This window comes from Orrella marina (genome assembly GCF_003058465.1).
In the GTDB taxonomy this organism is placed as follows: Bacteria; Pseudomonadota; Gammaproteobacteria; order Burkholderiales; family Burkholderiaceae_B; genus Algicoccus; species Algicoccus marinus.
This window is the reverse complement of the sequence record NZ_CP028901.1, coordinates 577,692-599,297: the sequence shown is the minus strand read 5'-3', so window position 1 is coordinate 599,297 and position 21,606 is coordinate 577,692. Positions and strand designations below refer to the sequence as shown.

Annotated in this window: 21 protein-coding genes and 1 pseudogene; 6 read left to right on the top strand and 16 right to left on the bottom strand. The window is 53.8% G+C overall.

Annotated features, from left to right (window positions below; genetic code table 11):
* Window positions 1-35: 35 nt before the first annotated feature.
* The 16 genes from DBV39_RS02655 to DBV39_RS02580 form a co-directional block, all read right to left on the bottom strand.
* On the bottom strand, window positions 36-1,238 hold the full coding sequence (locus tag DBV39_RS02655) for a CaiB/BaiF CoA transferase family protein (RefSeq protein ID WP_108620238.1): 1,203 nt from the start codon (window positions 1,236-1,238) through the stop codon (window positions 36-38).
* A gap of 163 nt (window positions 1,239-1,401) precedes the next feature.
* The gene (locus DBV39_RS02650) at window positions 1,402-2,331 is read right to left on the bottom strand and encodes a LysR family transcriptional regulator (RefSeq protein WP_159078755.1); all 930 of its coding nucleotides are present in this window, start codon (window positions 2,329-2,331) and stop codon (window positions 1,402-1,404) included.
* Between the two features lie 258 nt (window positions 2,332-2,589).
* Window positions 2,590-3,558: a Bug family tripartite tricarboxylate transporter substrate binding protein gene (locus DBV39_RS02645; protein WP_108620236.1), complete on the bottom strand. Its 969-nt coding sequence runs from the start codon at window positions 3,556-3,558 to the stop codon at window positions 2,590-2,592.
* A 143-nt stretch (window positions 3,559-3,701) separates the two neighbouring features.
* Complete coding sequence (locus DBV39_RS02640) at window positions 3,702-4,880, bottom strand: alpha-hydroxy acid oxidase (protein WP_108620235.1); 1,179 nt, start codon at window positions 4,878-4,880, stop codon at window positions 3,702-3,704.
* 2 nt (window positions 4,881-4,882) lie between these two features.
* Window positions 4,883-5,800 (bottom strand): fumarylacetoacetate hydrolase family protein, encoded by a 918-nt coding sequence (locus DBV39_RS02635; protein WP_108620234.1) that lies wholly within the window; start codon window positions 5,798-5,800, stop codon window positions 4,883-4,885.
* Complete coding sequence (locus DBV39_RS02630; RefSeq protein ID WP_227870778.1) at window positions 5,797-6,729, bottom strand: TauD/TfdA dioxygenase family protein; 933 nt, start codon at window positions 6,727-6,729, stop codon at window positions 5,797-5,799. Before DBV39_RS02630 ends, DBV39_RS02635 begins: the two co-directional genes overlap by 4 nt.
* Window positions 6,730-6,771: 42 nt before the next feature.
* Window positions 6,772-7,182: a nuclear transport factor 2 family protein gene (locus DBV39_RS02625; RefSeq protein WP_108620233.1), complete on the bottom strand. Its 411-nt coding sequence runs from the start codon at window positions 7,180-7,182 to the stop codon at window positions 6,772-6,774.
* 254 nt (window positions 7,183-7,436) lie between these two features.
* Entirely contained in the window at window positions 7,437-8,621 is a 1,185-nt protein-coding gene (locus DBV39_RS02620) for an alpha-hydroxy acid oxidase (protein WP_108620232.1), read from the bottom strand.
* Window positions 8,622-8,703: 82 nt separating this feature from the next.
* A complete protein-coding gene (locus DBV39_RS02615; protein WP_159078754.1) occupies window positions 8,704-9,495 on the bottom strand; it encodes an SDR family oxidoreductase in 792 nt (263 codons plus the stop codon).
* Window positions 9,496-9,497: 2 nt separating this feature from the next.
* Window positions 9,498-10,448 carry a LysR family transcriptional regulator gene (locus DBV39_RS02610; protein ID WP_108620230.1) on the bottom strand — a complete coding sequence of 317 codons (951 nt, stop codon included), beginning with the start codon at window positions 10,446-10,448 and terminating at the stop codon, window positions 9,498-9,500.
* 27 nt (window positions 10,449-10,475) lie between these two features.
* The gene (locus DBV39_RS02605) at window positions 10,476-11,084 is read right to left on the bottom strand and encodes a flavin reductase family protein (RefSeq protein WP_108620229.1); all 609 of its coding nucleotides are present in this window, start codon (window positions 11,082-11,084) and stop codon (window positions 10,476-10,478) included.
* Between the two features lie 30 nt (window positions 11,085-11,114).
* On the bottom strand, window positions 11,115-12,035 hold the full coding sequence (locus DBV39_RS02600; RefSeq protein WP_108620228.1) for a TauD/TfdA dioxygenase family protein: 921 nt from the start codon (window positions 12,033-12,035) through the stop codon (window positions 11,115-11,117).
* Window positions 12,036-12,114: 79 nt separating this feature from the next.
* Window positions 12,115-13,026 carry a fumarylacetoacetate hydrolase family protein gene (locus DBV39_RS02595; protein ID WP_227870777.1) on the bottom strand — a complete coding sequence of 304 codons (912 nt, stop codon included), beginning with the start codon at window positions 13,024-13,026 and terminating at the stop codon, window positions 12,115-12,117.
* Window positions 13,027-13,037: 11 nt separating this feature from the next.
* Complete coding sequence (locus DBV39_RS02590) at window positions 13,038-14,339, bottom strand: TRAP transporter large permease (RefSeq protein WP_108620227.1); 1,302 nt, start codon at window positions 14,337-14,339, stop codon at window positions 13,038-13,040.
* 58 nt (window positions 14,340-14,397) lie between these two features.
* Window positions 14,398-14,910, bottom strand: coding sequence for a TRAP transporter small permease (locus DBV39_RS02585; protein ID WP_108620226.1), 513 nt, complete (start codon window positions 14,908-14,910; stop codon window positions 14,398-14,400).
* Window positions 14,911-15,033: 123 nt separating this feature from the next.
* The gene (locus DBV39_RS02580; protein WP_227870776.1) at window positions 15,034-16,062 is read right to left on the bottom strand and encodes a TRAP transporter substrate-binding protein; all 1,029 of its coding nucleotides are present in this window, start codon (window positions 16,060-16,062) and stop codon (window positions 15,034-15,036) included.
* 469 nt (window positions 16,063-16,531) lie between these two features.
* Here DBV39_RS02580 and DBV39_RS02575 point away from each other — a divergent pair, with 469 nt between their 5' ends.
* The 6 genes and pseudogenes from DBV39_RS02575 (at window position 16,532) to DBV39_RS02550 (ending at window position 21,603) form a co-directional block, all read left to right on the top strand.
* Window positions 16,532-16,897: a hypothetical protein gene (locus DBV39_RS02575; RefSeq protein ID WP_108620224.1), complete on the top strand. Its 366-nt coding sequence runs from the start codon at window positions 16,532-16,534 to the stop codon at window positions 16,895-16,897.
* Window positions 16,887-17,735 carry an alpha/beta fold hydrolase gene (locus tag DBV39_RS02570; RefSeq protein WP_108620223.1) on the top strand — a complete coding sequence of 283 codons (849 nt, stop codon included), beginning with the start codon at window positions 16,887-16,889 and terminating at the stop codon, window positions 17,733-17,735. The genes DBV39_RS02575 and DBV39_RS02570 overlap by 11 nt, the downstream gene beginning before the upstream one ends.
* 120 nt (window positions 17,736-17,855) lie before the next feature.
* A complete protein-coding gene (locus DBV39_RS02565) occupies window positions 17,856-19,082 on the top strand; it encodes an ABC transporter substrate-binding protein (protein ID WP_108620222.1) in 1,227 nt (408 codons plus the stop codon).
* 128 nt (window positions 19,083-19,210) lie between these two features.
* Window positions 19,211-19,996, top strand: a complete 786-nt coding sequence (locus DBV39_RS02560) for an ABC transporter ATP-binding protein (RefSeq protein WP_108620221.1) — start codon at window positions 19,211-19,213, stop codon at window positions 19,994-19,996.
* Window positions 19,997-20,009: 13 nt separating this feature from the next.
* Window positions 20,010-20,713: pseudogene (locus DBV39_RS02555) on the top strand (ABC transporter ATP-binding protein).
* An 8-nt stretch (window positions 20,714-20,721) separates the two neighbouring features.
* Window positions 20,722-21,603: a branched-chain amino acid ABC transporter permease gene (locus DBV39_RS02550; RefSeq protein ID WP_108620220.1), complete on the top strand. Its 882-nt coding sequence runs from the start codon at window positions 20,722-20,724 to the stop codon at window positions 21,601-21,603.
* Window positions 21,604-21,606 lie beyond the last annotated feature (3 nt).

Genomic DNA, 21,606 nt, shown 5'->3' with positions numbered 1-21,606 from the left:
TGCGTGTCACTCAGGCGTGCTGGAGCGACGAACGATCAGGCTCCACGGGTCACCGACATGACCCGTTCTACGTCATCTGAATCGAGCCCCAACATCTCCTTAAGCACATGCTCTGTGTCTGCACCGAGTCGCTTGCTCGGTTGGTACTGCGGCATGTCGTGTCCTTCAAACTTGAGCGGACTGCCATGCGCCAGAACATGTCCATATTCAGGATGTTCAACCCAGGAGAGCATGCCGGTCTCGTGCAGATGCTGGTCCTGAATGACCTCGTCAAGCTCACGCACAGGCGCACTCGGAATGCGAGCCTTGACGAGCATTTCGAATAGATCCTGTTTGGCGATTCTGGCGGTCAACTCACCGATGCTCTCATCCAGCAGATCCATGTTTTTGACACGCATTTCCTTATTGCAAAACTTCGGATCGTCCTTCCATTGCGGTTTGCCGAGCACATCGGTCAACGAACTCCAATGGGCTTCGCTAACGGCCAGAATGGCAACATTGCCGTCCGCTGCCGGATAAACGTTGTAAGGCGCCATGGTCAGTCCGCCATGCCGGTTTCCGGTTCTCTTGCAGCTTGTATCACCAAGCTTGTGCATACCCAGACTAGAAAGCATGGTCGGGAATGCGGAATCCAGCATCGACACCTCGACTTCGCTCGCGCGTCCGGTCGCAGCGCGTTCGTAGAGAGCGGTCATGATGGCCCCATACAAATGGATTCCCGCGAGAAAATCACACACAGCTGGACCCGCTTTCAATGGTGGTGTTTCGGGCGATCCCGTAATCGACATAAAGCCAGACATTGCCTGAAGCGTCAGATCCATGGCTGGATAGTTGCGGTAGCGACCGCTGGTGCCGTAACCGGTGCTGCAAGCAATGATGATGTCCGGATTAGCTTGCCTGATGACCTCGTTGCTTAGTCCAAGTCTGTCCATCGCGCCTGGCGCAAAATTGTTCACGATCACATCAGCCTGCGACACCATCTTCAAGAGTGTCTGCACGCCGTCAGGGTCCTTCAGGTCCAGACATACACTGAGCTTGTTCGAGTTCAGAACCCCGAACGGTTCGCAAACACCACTTGAGCGATGCCGCTTTCTCAAATGCTCGCCACCAGGGGGTTCGACTTTGATAACGGTTGCACCGGCGCGAGCCATTAAAAAGGTTGCATACGGTCCGTTGTAAATCTGCGTGAGATCCAGAATTACGACGCCTGTTAGCGGAGCAGGTGCATGTGAAGACATAAACAGTGAGGTCCTGATGTGTGTGATTGAACAAATGCGAAAAAAGATGAACAATACATATTTTGCTACTTCGTTCTGAATATCGGAACAAAGTAACCATGTTGAGACGAAATACCTCGTCTCGCAATTCGGGTAAACCCTTTATTCCAGATTTACCGGGCGTTCACCGGGATCCCGCGAATGGTTGCTCCCAAGCCTTCGGGTGCGCGGCCCAGTCGCGCAGGAAGTCGAGAAACAGGCGCAGGCGTAGCTGGATGTTCTTGCGCGATGAGTAGATGGCGTAGATATCCAGACTGGTCGGTAAGTAGTCAGGCAGTACAACTTTTAACAATCCCTTCTCCAGCTCCTCGGCGACCATGTAGTACGGATGCATCGACACGCCAAGCCCGGCAATGGCTGCATCTTTAAGCGAATCGCCGAAGTCAGATTTGAGGTTACCCATGACCCGGACAGAAACTGCCCCTTGCGACCCATTCAGGGTCCAGATCCCGGTAGGAGATTTATTCAAATTGATCAGACAATTACACTCAGAAAGATCCTGGGGGTGCTGAATCGGCCCGTGTCTGGCAAGGTAGCCTGGTGACGCGACAAGCGCCTGCGGAGCTTGTGCAAGAGGGATGGCCACATGACTCGAGTCTCTCAAAACCGGAACAATGATGATCCCGACATCGAGCCCCTGCTCAACGAATGTTTCCTCCTTGCGAACGGTCAGCAGAGTCAGAGAAACCGACACTTCGGGGTACTTCTGCAGAAACTCGCTCACGACAGGCAGCATTCTGCGCGTCCCAAATGAAGGTGGAACGCCAATTCTGATCTCTCCACTGACTTCCCCTGACAAGTTGGTGACCGATTCCCGCAGTCCTTCGTACTGTTCGAGTAATGCAGCAGCGTTCTCGAGAACCTTCTCTCCGGCCCGTGTCAAGCCCATCTGCTTGGTCGTGCGATTAATGAGCTTGGTGTTGAACGATTTCTCCAGCCAGGCAATCTGTTTGGTGACGGATGCGCGGGACACCCCAAAATGGCCTGCCGCCCCTGCAAAGCTATTGCGGCGAGCCACCTCCAGAAAGGTTTTAAGGCAACGCAACTCGTCCATGCTCATAGCTCCTTACTTCGGCAAGAGGATTCAGGGATCCAAATCCGCACCGATTCTCAACTGCGGATGAATCAATGCCCGCAAAGAATCAACTCTGCATCCAACCCCGAGGTGCCCGCAACAGCGGGATTGCGCAGAGCGTCTCAAACATGCCCAACAGACAGTAAAGCGGCGTACTGGACTCAAGCCAGCACGCCGCTTACGCATGAACTGATCGGCTGGAATCAGATCAGAGACCTGACCGGCACAATCTCATTTTCAGTTCACTGGCATGTTGAGTGCCTTGGCTTCGCGCGCATAGAACTCTGCGAACTCATTGATCTGCTTCTCGTACGCTGTCGCATCCCCATCAAATGGCTCCATGCCGAGATTGCGCAGCACCTCCTTCATCTCTTTGGAATTCATGACTTTAGCCATGGCGTCGCGTAGCTTCTTCTGGATATCGTCTGGCGTGTCGGACCTCACGATCAATCCGTAATCTGCAAGCGCATAGACACCGGGATAGCCCTTCTCTGCAAAAGTCGGGATGTCTGGAAAAAACTCACTGCGAGTCTTGCTAGTCACCGCCAGTGGCGTGATACGGTCTTGCCCCTTCTGGCTGGTCGCAAAGGAAACCGTTGCCGAATAGGACACCACGTCTCCTGCCAGCAATGCATTCATGGCTGGCGCGCCTCCCTTGTAAGGGATATTGGTCCACTTGAAACCGGCCTCTTTCTGAAATGCATTGCTAAGCAGAACATGAACTCCTCCTTCACCGAGCGTTGCAACGTTGAGCTTGCCTGTGTTTGACTTGAGGTAGTCAACAAATGTTTCAAGGGACTTCGCATAGTCCTCGTTCTGGGCAAGCATGATGAAGGGCGTATAGCCAAGCGCGCCAATCGCGTTGAAATCACTCATCTTGTAGCCAGGATTCTTCATGCCATATAGCGATGTCATGAATCCACTGGACTGCATGAGAATTGTGTAGCCATCCGCATCGGCGCGCAGTGCAGCGTTAGTGGCAATGGACGTCCCGGCACCAGGCTGATTTCTCACAATCACAGGCTGCCCTAGAATGTCCTGAAGTCCCTTGGCTGCGGCCCTGGTGAGATTATCTGTCGAGGCACCCGGTGTAAACGGCACAATGACCGTGATTGGACGATCCGGATAGGATTGTGCCTGCGACACAACCGGCAAAAAGCCTAGTGAAAGAACTGCGGTAGCGATTGCGAATTTACATTTCATCATCAATGTCTCCTTTCTATCCCCGTTTAGTAATTGTCTAGCAAGATTAAATTCACATTGTTCTATTATTCAGAATATCGTATCAAAATAATTGATCAAAGTGCTGCTTGACTTAGTGCAAAAATCGCACGCGCATGATCAGACCGTCAAAGCATCTGACTGGCAAATGTGTCATACAAATATTTCGGACTCACCCTGCTGATATCCGGGCAACCGATTAATCCCTGCGTCCGGACGATTTCCTCTTGCAACAGCGACAGGACGCGGTGGGCGCCAGACTGCCCGCCCACCGCGACACCGTATAGAGTCGCTCTGCCAACCATCACGGCTGTAGCACCGAGCGCCAAGGCTTTGACCACATCGCTGCCGCGGGAAACACCACTATCCACAATAATGGGACAGCGTCCGTTCACCGCATCCACAATCGCCGGCAAGGCCAGAAGCGGCGGGATCGAATGATCAAGCATGCGCCCCCCGTGGTTAGACACAACGATTCCGTCTGCACCGGCGTTAATCGCCTCGCTTGCATCCTGTGGATGCAGAACCCCTTTTGCCAGCAAAGGACCTGTCCACATCTTGCGAATTTCTTTGAAATCAGACCAGGTCATGTTGTCTGCCTTGGCCATGGCTCTGCCAATTGGTTTAGCCGTCACCGTCGAACGCAGTTGCGCTGGGTAATTCTCGTACTTTGGCATACCGGTCGACATCATGTAACGACCCAGGACATTGACAAGCCAGCGCGGGTGACACATGACATCAGTGATGTTGCGACGACTGAACTTGAATGGAATACTGAAACCATTGCGAAGGTTGTATTCCCGGTTCGAGCCGACAGCTGTGTCCACTGTGACTAGGAGCGCCCGACAGCCAGCAGACTGTGCCCGCTGAACCAACTCGAGGGACAGTGCCTTTTCTGGCCACATGTAGAGCTGGAACCAGCAGTTGCCCCCTGATTCCTCGACCACACGTTCGAGCGATGCAAGCGAGCCGGTTGCAACTGTGAAAGGCACACCCTTTTGCGCTGCGGCTTTGGCCAGAGCGACCTCTCCGTCGTGCCACATGAGTCCAGCCGCACCTGTCGGTGCGATGGCGACAGGCATTGCCATCTTCCGCCCAAACAGCTCGATCGCACTGGTTCTTGCAGAAACATCTACCAACGTGCGAGGCACAAACTTGTAGCGCGCATACGCCTGACGGTTGGCCAGGAGTGCCACCTCATCCTCGGTTCCCCGGTCAACAAACTCGTACAGCCCTTTCGGAAGCCGCTTGCGGGCGAGAACCCGGAAGTCTTCTATATTCAGGGCCTTCTCTACAACTGAAGCCATCTTTAGCAGACACCGTGGTCGAGTGTACCGATGCCCGAGACCGAGATCCGGACCTGATCTCCCGCCTTGAGCCAGACCGGTGGCTTTCTGGCTGAGCCCACGCCTGCGGGCGTACCTGTTGCAATTACGTCACCAGGCTCGAGTTCAACATACTGCGTGATGTACTCAATCAGTGTACGCACGGTAAAGATCATCTGTGCCGTGTTGCCGTGCTGCATCTGAGTACCATTAAGTTCGAGCGAAACATCGAGCGCCTGGGGATCTGGAATCTCATCCGCGGTCACCAGCCATGGTCCCATCGGACAGAACCCGTCCATGCTTTTGGCAAAGGAGGTCTGGGCCTGCGGGACGTCATGCTGAAACTCGCGCGCACTGACGTCATTCAGGATGGTGTAACCAGCAATTACATCTAGTGCCTGCTCAGCCTTGACTTGACTGGCAAAGCTGCCAATCACAACAGCCAGTTCCGCTTCGTAATCCATCTTTCGGATGATCGGCTTTGCGTGCACCTGGGCACCGGGCCCCACAACGACGCTTGGAAACTTGGAAAACAGCTTTGGTGCAGCCAGTGTCGCCGACCCGACTTCTGCCGCGTGATCCGCATAGTTCTTGCCAACGCCAATGATTTTGCCTGGCCGCATAACGGGCGCCTGCAAGTCAACTTCCTGTAAAGCGTAGTGTTTGAGCGACTGGGGGCCTGACTTCAAAAGCGAACGCAAACTTTCCAACCCACTAGACCCACAGCCCAGCAGCTTGAGCATGCCGGCCTGGGGAATCTGTTCGAACCAGCGCGCCTGCCTGGTGCCGGACACCATGGGCTCAAGGCCACCAACAAAGTCGGTCACATCATAAACCCGGTCATTCTGAACCACACCGACTCGAGGCGACGACTGCGAAACACGGAATGTCACAAGCTTCATGCTGGCACTCCTGTTGACTTGAACATGATGGGGTGAGCTGTTCCTTGCGCACCGTAAAACCGGGTTGCCATGACCTGGCAACGCTTCATGAAACGGTGTTGCTCAGGGGTGTAATCTGCCACTGCATTGTGGGTCGTCCCAATGTTGTCCCACATCAGAACCGAGCGTTTCTTCCACTGATGAGAGTACAGATACTCTGGTTGAGTCTGAAACTCGAACAAGTATTGCAACAGCTCATCGCTCTGCTCCCGGGGCATGTCATTCACGAACATGGCATAACCCGGGTTGGCGTAAAGAACTTTCTTGCCAGTGATCGGATGGGTGAGAAATGCCGGGTGTTGTACCGGCGGTCTGGCGGCCTTCTCCTTTTCTCCGAGTGGCGGTCTGGTGCTGCCTGGTCGCTGGCGCATCATCTCCCAGAACTTGTTGAAGTCATGGGTGATCGTCTTGCCTTCCAACTGTTTTTTAATGGACTCGGGCAGATCCTCATACACCTTGTGCATGTTCAGAAACTGCGTGTCACCCAAGGGTGTACCAGATGCATCATGTGGAACTTCGATTCCATAGAGCACATTGGCCAAGGCAATCATGCGCGCATAGGACATGTCAGTGTGCCAAGACTGACCGGCATCGGCCAAGCCCAGTGGTTTGCCGTCTTCCTTCATATTGCTCAGAAACATGACTTCAGGATGTTCCGGATCCTGGGCACGACCTCCGGGGCTCACCCAGAGCTCCCCGAAATTCGCGCTGAACTGTTTGAGTCCGACCGTGGTGAGATCCTGATCAGGAAACTCGAGCACACCATGTTGACCGAGCGCCATCATCAGGGCCTCGAACGTTTCCTTGTTCAGCGGTCTGGCAAGGTCTATCTCCTGCACCTGAGCGCCGAGCACTGCATGATTAGGAACTATTCTCATCATTTTCTCCATACTTGTCATCCTGACCAGTCAAGCAATCAAGCGAAACCAGCCTCATTTCCGGAAGTTGAATTCCACGTGACTCGACTGAGAAACAATTTTCCACACGTCATCAACCCGCATCACGTCACTTTCCAGTACAAACAGCTTGGACGGGCCAGCGAGATCGACCGGAAGCGGGTGCATCGACCCATCATCGAACGTATAACTGAGCATATAGGCCCTGACCGTCACTCTGTCTTCTGTCTTTGACTCGACATGGGTGTTCGTGATTACGTGACGAACAATCTGGGTTGCAGGCCTCTCGTTGAGCGAAGCAAGAATATCGTCACGTCCGATACGCCACTTATCCTTGCGCAGCCATTTGCCATCGGGCACAAACAAAGCCAGGATATCCTGGTATCTGCGCTCGTCCAGAAAATAGAAAAGCTTGGTGACAGTGTCGACTGGATCGGATTTCTGCATGATATTTTTCCGCTACCTTGATGTGGATTAAAGACTTGTCTCGAGTATTCGATTATGAGTAGTGGAAGCACCGCCAACAAGATGGCATCAATAAATTCACAATTTCGATTCTGGAAACAATGGTGACACTCATCGCTTCCATATCGGAGACATGAAGGCTCCCCGTTAGCAGCCACTTGCTCCTGAACACGTTAAATGCCGGGTCGTTCGACACGGGTCCCGGCGCAGGCCTAATATCCAGTTACCACCATCGCCTACGAGCCGCATTCACTTGTGAACAGCAAAGACGAATCAATATCCTCGATACGGGTGATGCCAGAGAGTCTCATGGCTCTGGCGGCCTCATCCTGAAGAATCTCCAAGGCCCGGATTGCGCCAGGTTCGCCAGCCGCAAGCGCACCGAAAAGGGTTGCTCGCCCAACAAGCACACCTTGTGCACCCATGGCACGCGCTTTCACGACATCCACACCGCGACGGATGCCGCCATCCACAAGGACAGGAACCCGGCCATTGACTGCACGCACAATACCAGGCAAGGCATCGCAAGTCGCCGGTGCAGCGTCAAGCTGCCTGCCGCCATGGTTGGAAACAATCACGGCATCAATCCCCATTTCGACTAGCCGCACTGCGTCGTCTGGCCGGACCACCCCTTTGACGATCAGTTTGCGTTTCCAGCCATCTCGGATCTTCTGAAGATCGTTCCAGTTAAACGACGGGTCATAGTGCTTGCCAACAGACGACGTTGACTTGCGCACAGTGCTCGCCGATCGCCTCTGCATTTCTTTGAGATTCTCCATCACGGGAACCCCTTGCGTGAGCATGCGCAAAGCCCAGGCGGGACGCGCAGCAAAACCCAGCACATTGCGTGGGGTAAATTTCAGCGGAAACGACAGTTGATGATGCAAATCGCGCTCACGCTTGCCACCGACAGGCAGATCGACGGTGATCATCAATCCTTCATAGTCAGCCGAAAAAGCTCGATCAATGAGTCTCTGGAGCTCGTCCTTATCACTGAGGATGTACGCCTGAAACCACAACCTTCCTGGTGCTGCCAGTGCAATCTGTTCGATCGATGCTGTAGCAGACGTGGACAGAGTATACGGAATGCCCATTGTTGCAGCTGCCCTTGCAATGGCAATATCCCCTCCGTGCCGTCCAAAACCCACCCCACCCGTTGGTGCCACAGCAAGGGGCATCGGGCTGTGTCCTCCGATGATCTCGCAACTCAGATCAACTTTCTTCACATCGACCAGCACTTTGGGACCCAGCGTGATCTGGCGCCATCGATCACGGTTTCTCGTGAGCGCCAACTCGTCCTCGGCTGCTCCGTCAAAAAAGTCATAAATACTTCGCGGCAGACAGCCTCGTGCAAGCGGCCAGAAATCCTCTACGCAATGGGCTCTGGCGGCACGTTTTTCAAGCAGCGAGTTCTGTTTCATAGGTTCTTTATAGTTAGCTCTGAATGCATTGGTCCTGGCGAGATATCTTGTGATGGGGTGTCTTCGGAGGGGATGGGTCCGATCAGGTCCGACGCAAGATCCGGCCACCGCCCGCCACGCGTAAGACCGCACCGGAAACATAAGATGCCTCGGCGGACAACATCCACATGATCGCGTGCGCAATTTCCTGTGGTGTTCCCATACGCCCCATCGCAATCGTCTGTGCCAGCGCCTCCATCGACTTGCGGACCCCGTCTGGATAATGAATATCCGTATCTATCACCCCAGGAGAGACAACATTCACCCTCACACCTTTCGCGGCGACTTCCTTGGCCAGTCCAACCGAGAAGGTTTCAACTGCCGCCTTGGAGGCACCATATGGAATGTAGTGAAAAGGAGCTCCCTCTTGAGCAGCACCTGACGACAGGTTCACGATTACACCAACGCATTCGCGACCGCTACCTTCTGGCACCCGGTCAACACGAAGCAGAAACTGTCGGCAGCACTCGATTAATCCAAGCACGTTGACTGCGAACACATCGGCTACCGACTCGGCCGAAATATCCAGCATAGAACCTCTCTGGCCGATGATGCCGGCATTGTTCACCAAGCCATAGAGTGGAGGAAAGTCGACATCGAGTGCCTCAAACAGCGATCGCACCTGTGTGAGATCGCCCACATCGGCCTGGATCGCCCGAGCCTGTACGCCATAGGACTTCGCCTGTTCAACGACAGAGTGCGCTTCGGTTTCGTTCTGCACATACGTGATACAGACCGGGTAACCTGCCCTGGCTGCCTCAATCGCGGTTGAGCGGCCGATCCCCCGGCTCCCCCCTGTTACCAGCACAGCACCGGGTTGTTGCGTCTTGTTCATAGTCATCCTCTTTCATCAAGCCCCAGATGTCTCCTCTCCTGCTCGACTGTCAGGATGACTGTTCGGAGGAAAGCGTCAGCAGCCGGGGACAGTTTCTCTCCAACCCGTCGGATCAGACCAACGGTGCGGGACATCCGCAAGGAACGGATCGGAATCGCGACCAGGCCAAGTGCCTTGAGTAATTCCGGATTGACGGCAGGCATGACGGTCGCGCCTAATCCGGCCGCCGCCAGCGAAAACAGTGTAGGATACTGCAGCGCCTCATATCGAATATCAAACGTCAACCCGTTCTCCCTGGCCGCCTTGTCGAGCACTTCGCGTGCGGTCGTGCCAATAGACGAACTCACCAGGTTCAGCGATACCAGATCCTTAGGACGCGCAAAGCCTCTGGCCGCAAGCGGGTGATCCTGAAGAATGATCAAAAAGAACGGTTGCTCGAAAATAGGTTCGAATGAAACACCACCAGGAACGCTCTTGTAGGGACCGATCCCAAAATCGATTGATCCCCCTGACACTGCGGACAGCATCTCATTTCCCAGATCCTCTCGCAGTAGCACCTTCACGTTCGGGTAGTGCTCCTGAAAGACCTTTAGCGATGGCGGGATCAGACCAAATGCCACTGTTGGTGCGAACGAGACGTAGACCTGCCCTTTATCAACGGATGCGTGCGACCGGAAGTCGGCAACCAGGCGATCAGTGTCAACGAGAAGCTTCTTGGAGCGATCAAGCAGATCGGCCCCCGCAACCGTCAAACGTACCTGGCGAGTCGACCGGACAAACAACGACACCCCCAGATACTCCTCAAGCTGTTGTATCTGGGCGGTGATTGCTGGCTGTGATCTCCCGATGATATTTGCGGCCTTCCTGAAATTCAATGTCTCGGCAACCACCACAAAAGAGGCAAGACGACGCGCAAACAAGGACAGATTGACGAGTTCTGAACCATTTAACATGGCAAATTCAACTTTAATAGCAATGGGTCATTGAGCAAGATCATCAGGTCGCATCACCTCGAACACATCGCCAACACGACAGTAATCTCGATAACCACACCGCGCGACTGTTTGTGCCTTGACCATGTCAAACTGTCCATCCACGATGTACTCATCCTGAATGTGAACGCCCACCACCTGACCGACAATCAGATACCGATCAGTAGGTTGACCTGAGAGCTGGGTGAACTCGCTGAACATGACGACTTTGCACTCGATCGCGGCTGGAGACTGTGCAACTCTCGGTGCCTTCACAATCCGGCTCTCGGCCATCTCTATGTCGGCAAAGTCGAATTCACTGATATCTGATGCGACCGAAGCCGAACTCAGATTCATCTTGTCGAGTAGCGGCATCGTTACAAGGTTGAACACAAATTCGCCACTGTCGCGAGCGTGCCGGGCACTGTCCTTCAATCCCTCGCTGGTAAACGCGATCATGTCAGGACTGCTTGAGACCGCATTAAAAAAGCTGTACGGAGCCAGATTGGCCCGGCCGCTGGAGTCAACAGTCGAGATCCATCCTATCGGACGCGGCGCAATGATCGCTTTGAATGGATTGTGGGGCAAGCCATGCCCATGACCCGATTCGTAATACATTCAGACTGCTCCAGAATAATCGTGATTTCGTTACACTGTCTGACCATATGCACCACTGGCTTTGGCGTAAGGTGACTCAAAAATCCAGTCAGCCATCACCTGGCAGCGATGAATGTATCGATGTTCGTCTGGCCCGTAGTCGGAGAGTGCATTGTGCAAGGTACCAATGTTCTCCCACATCAGCACATCCCCCTCGTTCCACTCATGTGTGTAAATGTACTTGTCCTGTAACTGGTGCTCGAAGAGATAGGCGATCATCCGGTCACTTTCTTCCTGGGAGAGTTCGTTGATCTTCATCACATACCCGGGATTGGCGTAGAGAACTTTCTTGCCCGTGATCGGATGAGTCAGAAACACCGGATGATTGACAGGAGGTTTGCGCCGGCGCTGTTCCTCGGTGAGCGGTGGTCTGAGGCTGCCCTCTCGCCTTCTCATCATTTCCCAGAATTTGTTGAAATCATGCAATGCCGTGGCGTTGGCGAGTCTGTCTTTTATATCCTGAGGCAGATCTTCATATGCTTGGTGCATGTTGGCAAACTGGGTACCTCCCAGCGCCTTGCCGTTGCGCCTTGGAATCTTGATCGCATGCAGCACATTTGCAAAGGCAATCGTCTTGCTATAAGACATGTCCGTGTGCCAGCCTTGTCCCGCATCGCCGATGCCAACCGGTTTACCGTTTTCTTTCATGTTCGAAAGAATCATCACTTCTGGGTGTCCCGGGATCTGGTACATGTTGGCGACATTGGTTTCAAGCGAACCAAATCTTGAACTGAATGCCTTCTGCTGCTCGGGATCCACCTTCTGACAGGGAAAACAGATCACTCCGTAATCACCCAGCGCGTTGACCACCTGGTCAAATGTCTGTTGATCTAGTGGTTCAGCCAGATTTACCCCGTGAATACGTGCTCCCAGGGTCTGGCCAGTCGGTTCAATTGTCAGGTTGTTAGCCATCTCTCATTCCTCTCAGTCTTTCGGGTTGTCTTTCACTGCGTCGTGCCGCCCGCGTCTGGTCTGTTTCGTGTTTATCCTGTCACTCGACTGTATTGTGTAACTCACCAATTGCCGGGCAAAACAACCTGACCCGATCGCCAGATTGCAGATACCTGGGCGGTTTCATGAAATGCCCCACTCCAGCGGGTGTCCCCGTCGCAATAACGTCGCCCGGATCGAGGGTAATGAAGCGACTGATGTAAGACAGGATGTACCCGACCGGAAAAATCATGTCACTCGTGCTGCCATCCTGGACCAGTTCATCGTTGACCCAGCATTTGAGATCAAGATTGCCCGGATCTGAAATCTCGTCGCATGTGACGATGCACGGTCCAAGAGGAGTGAAGGTGTCCATACTTTTTGCGAAGGTGGTCTGCGGTGGCGTGACATCAAACTGAAACTCTCGGGCCGAAATATCGTTCAGGAGAGTGTATCCAGCGACTCTTTGCATGCACTCGCTGACCGACATGTTGCGCATGACCGATCCGACTACAGCCGCCAACTCCACCTCCCAGTCGAGCTTGTGCACCGATGCCGGACTCACAATGTGCTCGCCTGGACCTATCACAGATGAACTGAGCTTGACAAAAAGCCTGGGTTCCTCCTGCCGGGCCATTCCACCTTCCTGTGAATGCGCTCCGTAGTTACGACCCACGCCAATAATCTTTCCGGGGTTCGGTAGCGGCGCAATGATTCTCCAGGCGCTCTGGTCCAGAAAACACCGTGAATCAGCCTGTGCCGCGACGAATCCAAGCTGGCGCAACGCAGTTTCTCCCAGTCCAAGCAGTTCGATCATGGAACAAGGGACTCTGATGCCATTTTCTGGCTGACGTTCCAAGGCAGAAGCGGTGGCCAGCCATTTCTCGTAGGCCATCCGCAGGTCAATGATGTTGTCTGCCCGCAAGGCACCGATTCTCACCTCACCTCGATTCACCACACTCACCAGCTTCATGGTCTCGTCTCCTAGCGCAACAGTTCTGGAAGGAACAAGGAAATGGCCGGGAATGCCAGCAACAGGCCTAGAATCACTAGATCCATGACGATGAATGGCGCAGCCCCTTTAAAGCCGTTCTGCGGACTGACGCCTGTGACGCCAGATGCGACAAAAACATTCAACCCCAGGGGCGGTGTCACCAATCCGATCTCAGCGGTTTTGACAATAATGATTCCAAGCCAGACTCCATCAAACCCGAGCCCGGTCAACACCGCATGTGAGACCGGTACAGTCAGAACGATGATGGCGAACTGATCCATGAACATGCCAAGCATCAGATACACAAACACGATCAACAACAAAACGACGTAGGGCGACAGTCCGACATCGGCAATCCATTGAATCATCGCGTCAGTAACCTGCGTGTAGGCCATGAAGTAGCCAAATAGCATTGCACCAAAGATGATGGTGACAATCATGGAGGTCGTTCTGAGCGTGTTTCCCGTCGCCCGAATGACCGCCTTGCGGGACATTCTCCCGAGCATCATGCTGATCAACAGCGCACCAAAGGCTCCGATCGCCCCAACCTCGGTCGGGGTGGCAAGTCCGCTGTAAAGCGCACCCATCACGATGATCACCAGCAACACGACTGGCCATACTTTTCCGTATTGCTGCAGCGCCGTTCCGCCTTGCTTCATCTGTTCGGCAATTTTCTTTGGATCAGGTGCGAGATGTGGCCACACTCTAACGGCAACCGAGATAGTCAGCACGTATCCCAGCGCAGTCATCAGACCGGGAATCATGCCTGCAATAAAAAGTCTGCCGATACTTTCTTCAGTGATGATGCCGTAAACCACAAACGCAATCGAAGGTGGGATCATGATCGCGAGTGTTCCGGCAATCGCCATGGTCCCAATCGAGAAGCCTTCGTCGTAGCCCAGACTCTTCATTGTCGGAAAGGCCGCACTAGCGATTGATGCGACCGAAGCCGTGCTACTTCCCGATGCGGCAGCCAGTACCGAACCGGCCAGCACACAGGCCATGGCCAGCCCACCCTTGATCTTGCCCAGCAGACGGTTGCAGGCAATCATCAAATCTTTTGCCATGCCGCTCGCGGTCAGAAGCTCCGCCATCAATACGAACATCGGAATCGTAAGCAAGACATAATTGGAAGCCGTATGGTGGACGACTTCAGCCATCAAGCCCATCACGACAGGGGTTGGAACCATCATGAAAAGGCTGATAACACCAGAAATTCCAAGTGCAAAACCGACAGGAATGCCAGACACAATGAGTGCTAGCAGCAAACCGACACCGATCAGGATATCCATGCAGTGATCCAGATATGTTTATTGGGTATGTTCAGGACGAGTGCGAACCTGGGCAGACTCAGTGGGCGCCGCCCATCACTCTGAGTCTGGACGCGGTGGCATCCAGCAACAGCCGGGTGCTGAGCAATGCACAACCGATCGGCACCCAGATCCAGGACCAGGCAACAGGCCAGTCGATGACACCCATGACGACAGTGTCTCTAACCCATGCCCTCTCAAAAACCTCCCAGGCTTTCACCGCAAGAACGGCCACGTAGGCCGATGACGCAAGCAGCCCAGCTCTGGCGACCAGACCACGGATGTTCTCCGGTAGTCGGTTGACCAGAAACGTAATCTGGATGGATCCGCCCGAGCGATACCCCCAGGACAGACCGAGCATGGTCAGCAAGACCAAAAGGTAATACTGGGTAAGATGCAACTGAAAGGTAAGCGGTGCAGCGAATGCATACCGCAACAAGGCATCAAACGACACCAGCACCATGCAGAAGAGCAGCACCGAACCCGCGATGACGGCCCCAATGTTTTCCAGAACCTGGACGAACCGGTCTAGCACACCATGCAGTTTGTTCATGTTTCATCCCGACACTCGAGTCAGCAAAAGGCCTCAAAGACTTGCAAATAGACCTGACTGCGCCGTGTGACCAAGAATATCCAAGCGTGCCAGGACAATCTCGATCACGCGGTACTTGCCCGCTTACTTCACGCCCAGCAGAGTCTTGTATCCATCCAGTGTCTCTTGAGCTGGCAGACCTCGTCCGCTCAGTCGCTTGACCCAGTCGCTCTGAACGTTACCCAGTGCCCCATTGATCGCAGCCAGATTCTCGGGGGTGAACTCGTAAATATCGATACCTAGTGCAGCGAATTCCTTAGCCAGCTCTTTGGCTTCGGCATCCATGGTTTGCGCAAACTTTTGCTCGGTCTGGATCCCACAATCTATGAACACCTTCTGAGTCTCAGGCGACAACGCATCGAATTTGTCTTTCTTCATGGCCATGACATTAGAGAACGTACCGAACGCACCATTGGAACTCATGCTTTTCATGATTTCCTGCAAGCTGAACGGCTTGACGCTGGCGAATGCCGAAATGGTGCTGTCAGCTGTGCCACGTTCCAGTGCGATATAGGTTTCACCAATTGCGATTTCTGCCGGAGAGCCACCAAGCTGCTGAATAGCCAGATTCATTGCACCACCAGCGGACCTCACGACACGACCCTTGAAGTCATCCAGTGAGTTGATCTTACCTCTGGTGGATACGATCTGATAAGGCGGAAACGCCATGGCCCAGATCGGAACAATATCAAGCTGTTCAAACTCCTTGGACAGAATGCCACCCGGGCGAATGGCCTTTGAATAAGCCGTGACAATCTCTGTCGAAGTACTTCCAAGGCCAGGCAACATCACCACGCCACTCAGGGGCATTTCATCTGAAACGTAGCCAATTGGAACCGGAGCCAGGTCCGCCACGCCACTATCAAGCGCCCGAAGCAATTCAGGCGTCTTGGAAATCTGGCCGGCTGGATAGTAGTTGAAATCAACCTCCTTGCCAGCTTTCTCCTTCACACACGTCATCCAGGGTTCTGCACCCAGAATGGAAACAACGTGCTTGACCGGACTGCCATGCACAACTGAAAGTTTGGTCTGGGCACTTGCTGGCGCAACCGCCAGCGCAGTACAGGCAGCAAGCAGTCCGGCTGAGATCGTCGCGAACTTTCTAGTCATCATTAGTCTCCTTGTTCTTTAATTTGATGAACACACTGGCCCTGATCGACCACGGTTCTTCGTCCCAGGAACAAGCCATTAGAAATGGCGATTGATCCGCGCACGGATAGGAAACCCGAGCGCTCAGGACGATCCAGCCTCAATACAATCTGCATCTCTCTGGATGCCTTCTGTGCACTGAAAACTCAGCGTAGATCAAAGAATCAATAAGCGACCAGTCGTTTTTTTGAATTGTTTGATCCGTTTATCTGATCAATAACTCAAGTCACCCCTATGAATAGAGTACATTTTCCACAGCCCGTCATTCAGCACTCACCGAAGGTCGGTGTCAGCATGACTCTTACATGCAATATGAGTGCGGCTCCCGCCTGACGGCCGGGCGCATGGGGAAAACCATGGGTTGCTCCACCTTGTTCTGGGTGAGATAGTTTTTGCGAATCAACACAAGTAAAACCACGAAATCACCAGACGAATGAACAACTATCAGAATCTGTCAGCACCCGACACCTGGCTGACACATAGGGGGCGGTTCGTCAACGTCACTTTTCTGCTCAAGTCGGGCGCAGACGAGTACCTGATCACCATTCGTGACGGCGCGGTGCATGAAATCAGACCCGGGCCGCATGTGATGCCGTGCTGGACCTTTGCTCTTGTCAGCGATCCCCAGTCCTGGTCATTGTTCTGGGCTGACAATCCAAGACCCAGATTTCATGACCTGATGGCGATGGTCAAGTTCAAGACTCTTCGTATAGAAGGCGATCAGGCGATTTTCATGGCCAATCTCCTGTATTTCAAGGAGCTCGTTTTTCGCCTGGGGAGTGAGATCCATGCGCGCTAGAAAAGAGTCCACCGTTGGCGGCTATGTCCACTTTGACATTGGAGGAGTGACGCACCGTGTCTACTACGAAACAGCGGGACAGGGTCAGCCACTGCTGTGCCTGCATACAGCAGGAAGCGACACCAGACAATTTCGTGGTCTGCTAAACAGCCAGCGAGTCACCGAGAATCATCAGGTCATCTGTTTTGATATGCCTTTTCACGGCAAGTCATCGCCACCTGAGGGCTGGCACACAAAACCGTATCAACTGACCAGCGACACCTACGTCGAAATGATTCTGGCCTTCATGCAGGCCATGGAGATCGAGCGTCCCATCACGATGGGTTGTTCGATTGGTGGTCGGGTCGTTTTACATATCGCGCTGAGAGCGCCCTCAAGCTTCAAAGCCCTGATCGGTCTGCAATCTGGTGCGCACGTCGAACCCTATTACGATCTCCAATGGTTGCACCGACCCGACATTCACGGCGGTGAAGTCTGCGCGGGTATCGTGTCCGGGCTGATTGCACCCGGTTCGCCTGAGAAAGAACGATGGGAGACGCTCTGGCACTACATGCAGTCTGGTCCGGGCGTCTTTAAGGGAGATCTCCATTTTTACAAATCGGAGGGCGATTTGCGGGGCATTGTCGAGAACATCGACACGAGCAACTGTCCCCTGTATCTCCTGACGGGTGAATACGACTATTCCTGTACACCAGAGGACAGTCAGGAACTTGCGTCTCTTGTTCGGGGCTCAAAGCTCACGATCATGAAGGACATGGGTCATTTCCCGATGAGTGAGCACCCGGAACATTTCATTGACTACCTCATGCCGGTCCTGGAAGACATTCGAAGGGGCTAGATGACATCGAAGTGCAGTAGTGAAGACTCATTGTCTGAATGAGCGCCGGGTGAACGCGTGAAGCAGGACTCGACCCAAACGAATAAAACAAAAGCAGATGCAGTTCTAAAGGAGACATACATGAAGTCATTTACAAAATCAGCTGTTCAGCTTGGCGTGGCAGGTCTCATGGGCGTGACCGCCTGTAGTGCACTTGCTTCAGAAAACAAGATCAGTGACGGTGTGGTCAGAATCGGCGTCCTGACGGATGTGAACGGCCCGTTCATGGACAACGTGGGCCGCGGGTCCATTGTGGCGACAGAGCTGGCGGTCGAAGACTTCGGCGGTAAAGTGCTTGGGGTCCCAATTGAAATCGTGACCGCCGACCATCAAAACAAGGCAGATGTGGGGTCAGCCCGAGTTCGTGAATGGTTTGATGAGGGCAAAGTCGATGTGGTCTCGGAACTCGGCAACAGTGCGGTCGCTCTGGCAGCCATGAAACTTGCGCAGGAGAAAAACCGATTGGCGCTTGTAACTGGCGCCGGTGCTGTCAGAATTTCGAACGAAGACTGCTCTCCCAACAGCCTGCACTGGGTTTACGACACCTATTCGTTAGCCAAGGTTGGCACTCAGCCTATCGTCAAGGAAGGCGCAAAGAAATGGTACTACCTCACGGCAGACTATGCATTTGGACACTCACTCGAGAACGACGGAAAGACATTCATTGAACAGGCTGGCGGCGAAATGCTTGGTTCCTCTCGCTACCCTTTCCCGGGCAATGACTTCTCGTCCTACATTCTGCTGGCACAGGCTAGTGACGCCGATGCAGTCGCGTTTGCCACAGCAGGACTCGATTTGCAGAACGCCATCAAGCAGGGCAAGGAGTTCGGCCTTGGAGAAGATGGCAAGCAGTCAGTTGCCATGCTCATGAGCATCATGGATGTCCACGGACTTGGACTTAGTGACGCTGCAAACATGATGTTTGCTGAGTCTTTCTACTGGGATCTGGATGACGAATCCCGCGCATTCGCCAAACGTTTTCAGGAGCGCACTGACCGCATGCCAACCGCCCTTCAGGCAGGCCAGTACTCCGGTGTTCTGAATTACCTGAAAGCAGTCGAGAAATCCAAGTCTGACAACGTCACCGATGTGGTTGAAACCATCAAGACCATGCCGATTCAGGATGCGTTTGCGAAGAACGGTAAGGTCCGCGCTGATGGCAAGATGGTTCACGATATGTATCTCGTCCGGGTAAAACAGCCTGCCCAGTCCAAAGGTCCGTGGGATTACTACGAAATCGTCGAAACAGTATCCGGAGACCAGGCATTTCACCCTCTCTCAGAGAGCAAGTGCAGCCTCGTCAAATAAGCATACCTTTCCATCAAAAGACGCTGGAAAGACTCGCGTGAGACCTGTCACGGGAGTCTGGACAGACTTTGAATCGATGCAAGACACTCGGGTAATCCGTTACCAGTGACCGATAACGCAGCGTAAACATGACCCAAGATATCATCCTGCAGACAGAGTCTCTGACGCGAGACTTCAACGGCTTTCGGGCAGTCGACAGCGTATCGCTGTCCGTCAGGCGCGGGCATATCCATGCGATCATCGGACCTAACGGCGCGGGTAAGACGACGTTTTTCAACTTGCTCACCAACTTCATCCGACCGAGCGCTGGCAAGGTGATGTACGAAGGCGTCAACATCACCGCCCGATCTTCAGCCGATATTGCCAACCTGGGGATCGTCAGGTCATTTCAGATTTCTGCCGTGTTTCCTCATCTGACCTTACTGCAGAACATCCGGATTGCGCTTCAGAAACGAGCCGGAAAGGGACTGAATTTCTGGAGTTCCAAACGGATTCTGAATCAGTTCGATGATCAGGCCATGCAGATACTGGCGCTGGTCAGACTTGAGTCACTGCACGACAAGCTGGCCGTAGAAATTGCCTATGGGCAAAAGCGCGCACTTGAGCTCGCCACCACAATCGCCCTGGACCCAAAGCTTGTCCTTCTGGATGAGCCCACGCAGGGAATGGGCCACGAGGATGTGGAACACATCATGGAACTGGTCCGGCAGGTCGCACAAAACAGGACTGTCGTCATGGTTGAACACAACATGAAGGTTGTTGCAGGCATCAGCGACCAGATCACAGTTCTGGCACGCGGAAAAGAGCTCGCAAGCGGCACTTACTCAGACGTCTCCCGCAATGAGGCCGTGATTGAAGCCTACATGGGACGCAAGCGCAAAAGAAACATCGGAACGGCACATGACAATGCATGAAGGCACCACTGACATGGGAGCGACGGTACTCGGGATTCGGAATCTTCACGCATGGTATGGCGAGTCCCATGTCCTGCATGGTGTGAATCTGCAGGTTGCCAAGGGGGAATGTGTCTGCCTGCTGGGCAGGAACGGTGCGGGCAGAACAACCACACTTCGCGCGATTCTGGGCTTGACAAGCAGACGCACCGGCCAGATCTCGCTCAATGGCAAGGAGACGGTAAACCTCTCCACTCACCAGATTGCACGGCTCGGCGTCGGCTACTGCCCGGAAGAGCGAGCCATCTATTCTTCACTGACCTGCGAAGAGAACCTGACGTTGCCACCTGTTCTCAAGCCGGGGGCATGAGTCTGGAAGAGATATACGAACTTTTTCCGAACCTGAGGGAAAGACGAAAAAGTCAGGGCACCAAGCTTTCCGGGGGTGAGCAGCAAATGCTTGCAATGGCCCGGATCCTGCGAACCGGGGCTGACATCCTTTTTCTGGACGAAATCTCCGAAGGCCTGGCACCAGTGATCGTCGAACGTCTGGCGCATGTCATTGAAACGCTCAAGCAGAAGGGATTCACCATCGTACTGGTCGAACAGAACTTCGAGTTTGCGTCGGAGCTGGCCGACCGAATCTACATCATCGAGCACGGCAAGGTCGTGGAACACCTTGCCGCCCGCGAGATACCCGAAAAGCAACAGCAACTCACTGAACTGCTTGGAATTTAAGGATCAGCATGGATCTGTTTGGTTTACCGATGCCAGTCGTCATGGGACAGTTGATGGTCGGCGTGGTCAATGGCTCGTTCTATGCTGTCTTGAGCCTGGGCCTGGCCGTCATCTTTGGAATGCTCAACATCGTGAACTTCGTTCACGGTGCCATCTACATGCTCGGCGCCCTCCTTTCCTGGCTTTTGCTGACAAAACTCGGAATCGGGTACTGGTACTCCCTCCTTCTCATCCCGTTAATCATCGGTGCGATCGGGTGTGTGATCGAACGCACCATGCTGCGCAAGATCTACAAGCTTGACCACGTCTTCGGCATTCTCATCACACTCGGTATCGCTTACGTGATCGAGGGACTTGCAAGATACTGGTTTGGCGTGGCTGGCATGGCCTATACCTCTCCTGAAATACTTCGGGGGACGGTCGACCTGGGCTTCATGCGCATGCCCAAGTACCGACTCTGGGTCATTGTGGCATCCCTGACTGTGTGCTTTTCTGTGTGGATTCTGATCGAGAAAACCAAGCTCGGCGCCTACCTCAGAGCGTCAACAGAAAACCCTGCAATCACTCGCAGCTTTGGCATCAATGTATCTCTGTTAGTCACCCTTACCTACGGTTTCGGGGTTGCCCTGGCCGGGTTTGCAGGTGTGCTTGCCGCGCCAATCTATCAGGTCAGTCCGCTGATGGGACACAGTCTGATTGTCGTGGTGTTTGCTGTGGTCGTCATCGGCGGGATGGGGTCGATCATGGGATCGATTGTCACCGGCCTTTCTCTGGGCGTCATTGAAGGACTCACACGCGCGTACTGGCCACAAGGCTCATCGGTCGTGATTTTCATTGTGATGATTCTGGTACTCATCGTTCGGCCATCCGGCCTGTTTGGCAAGGAGTGAATT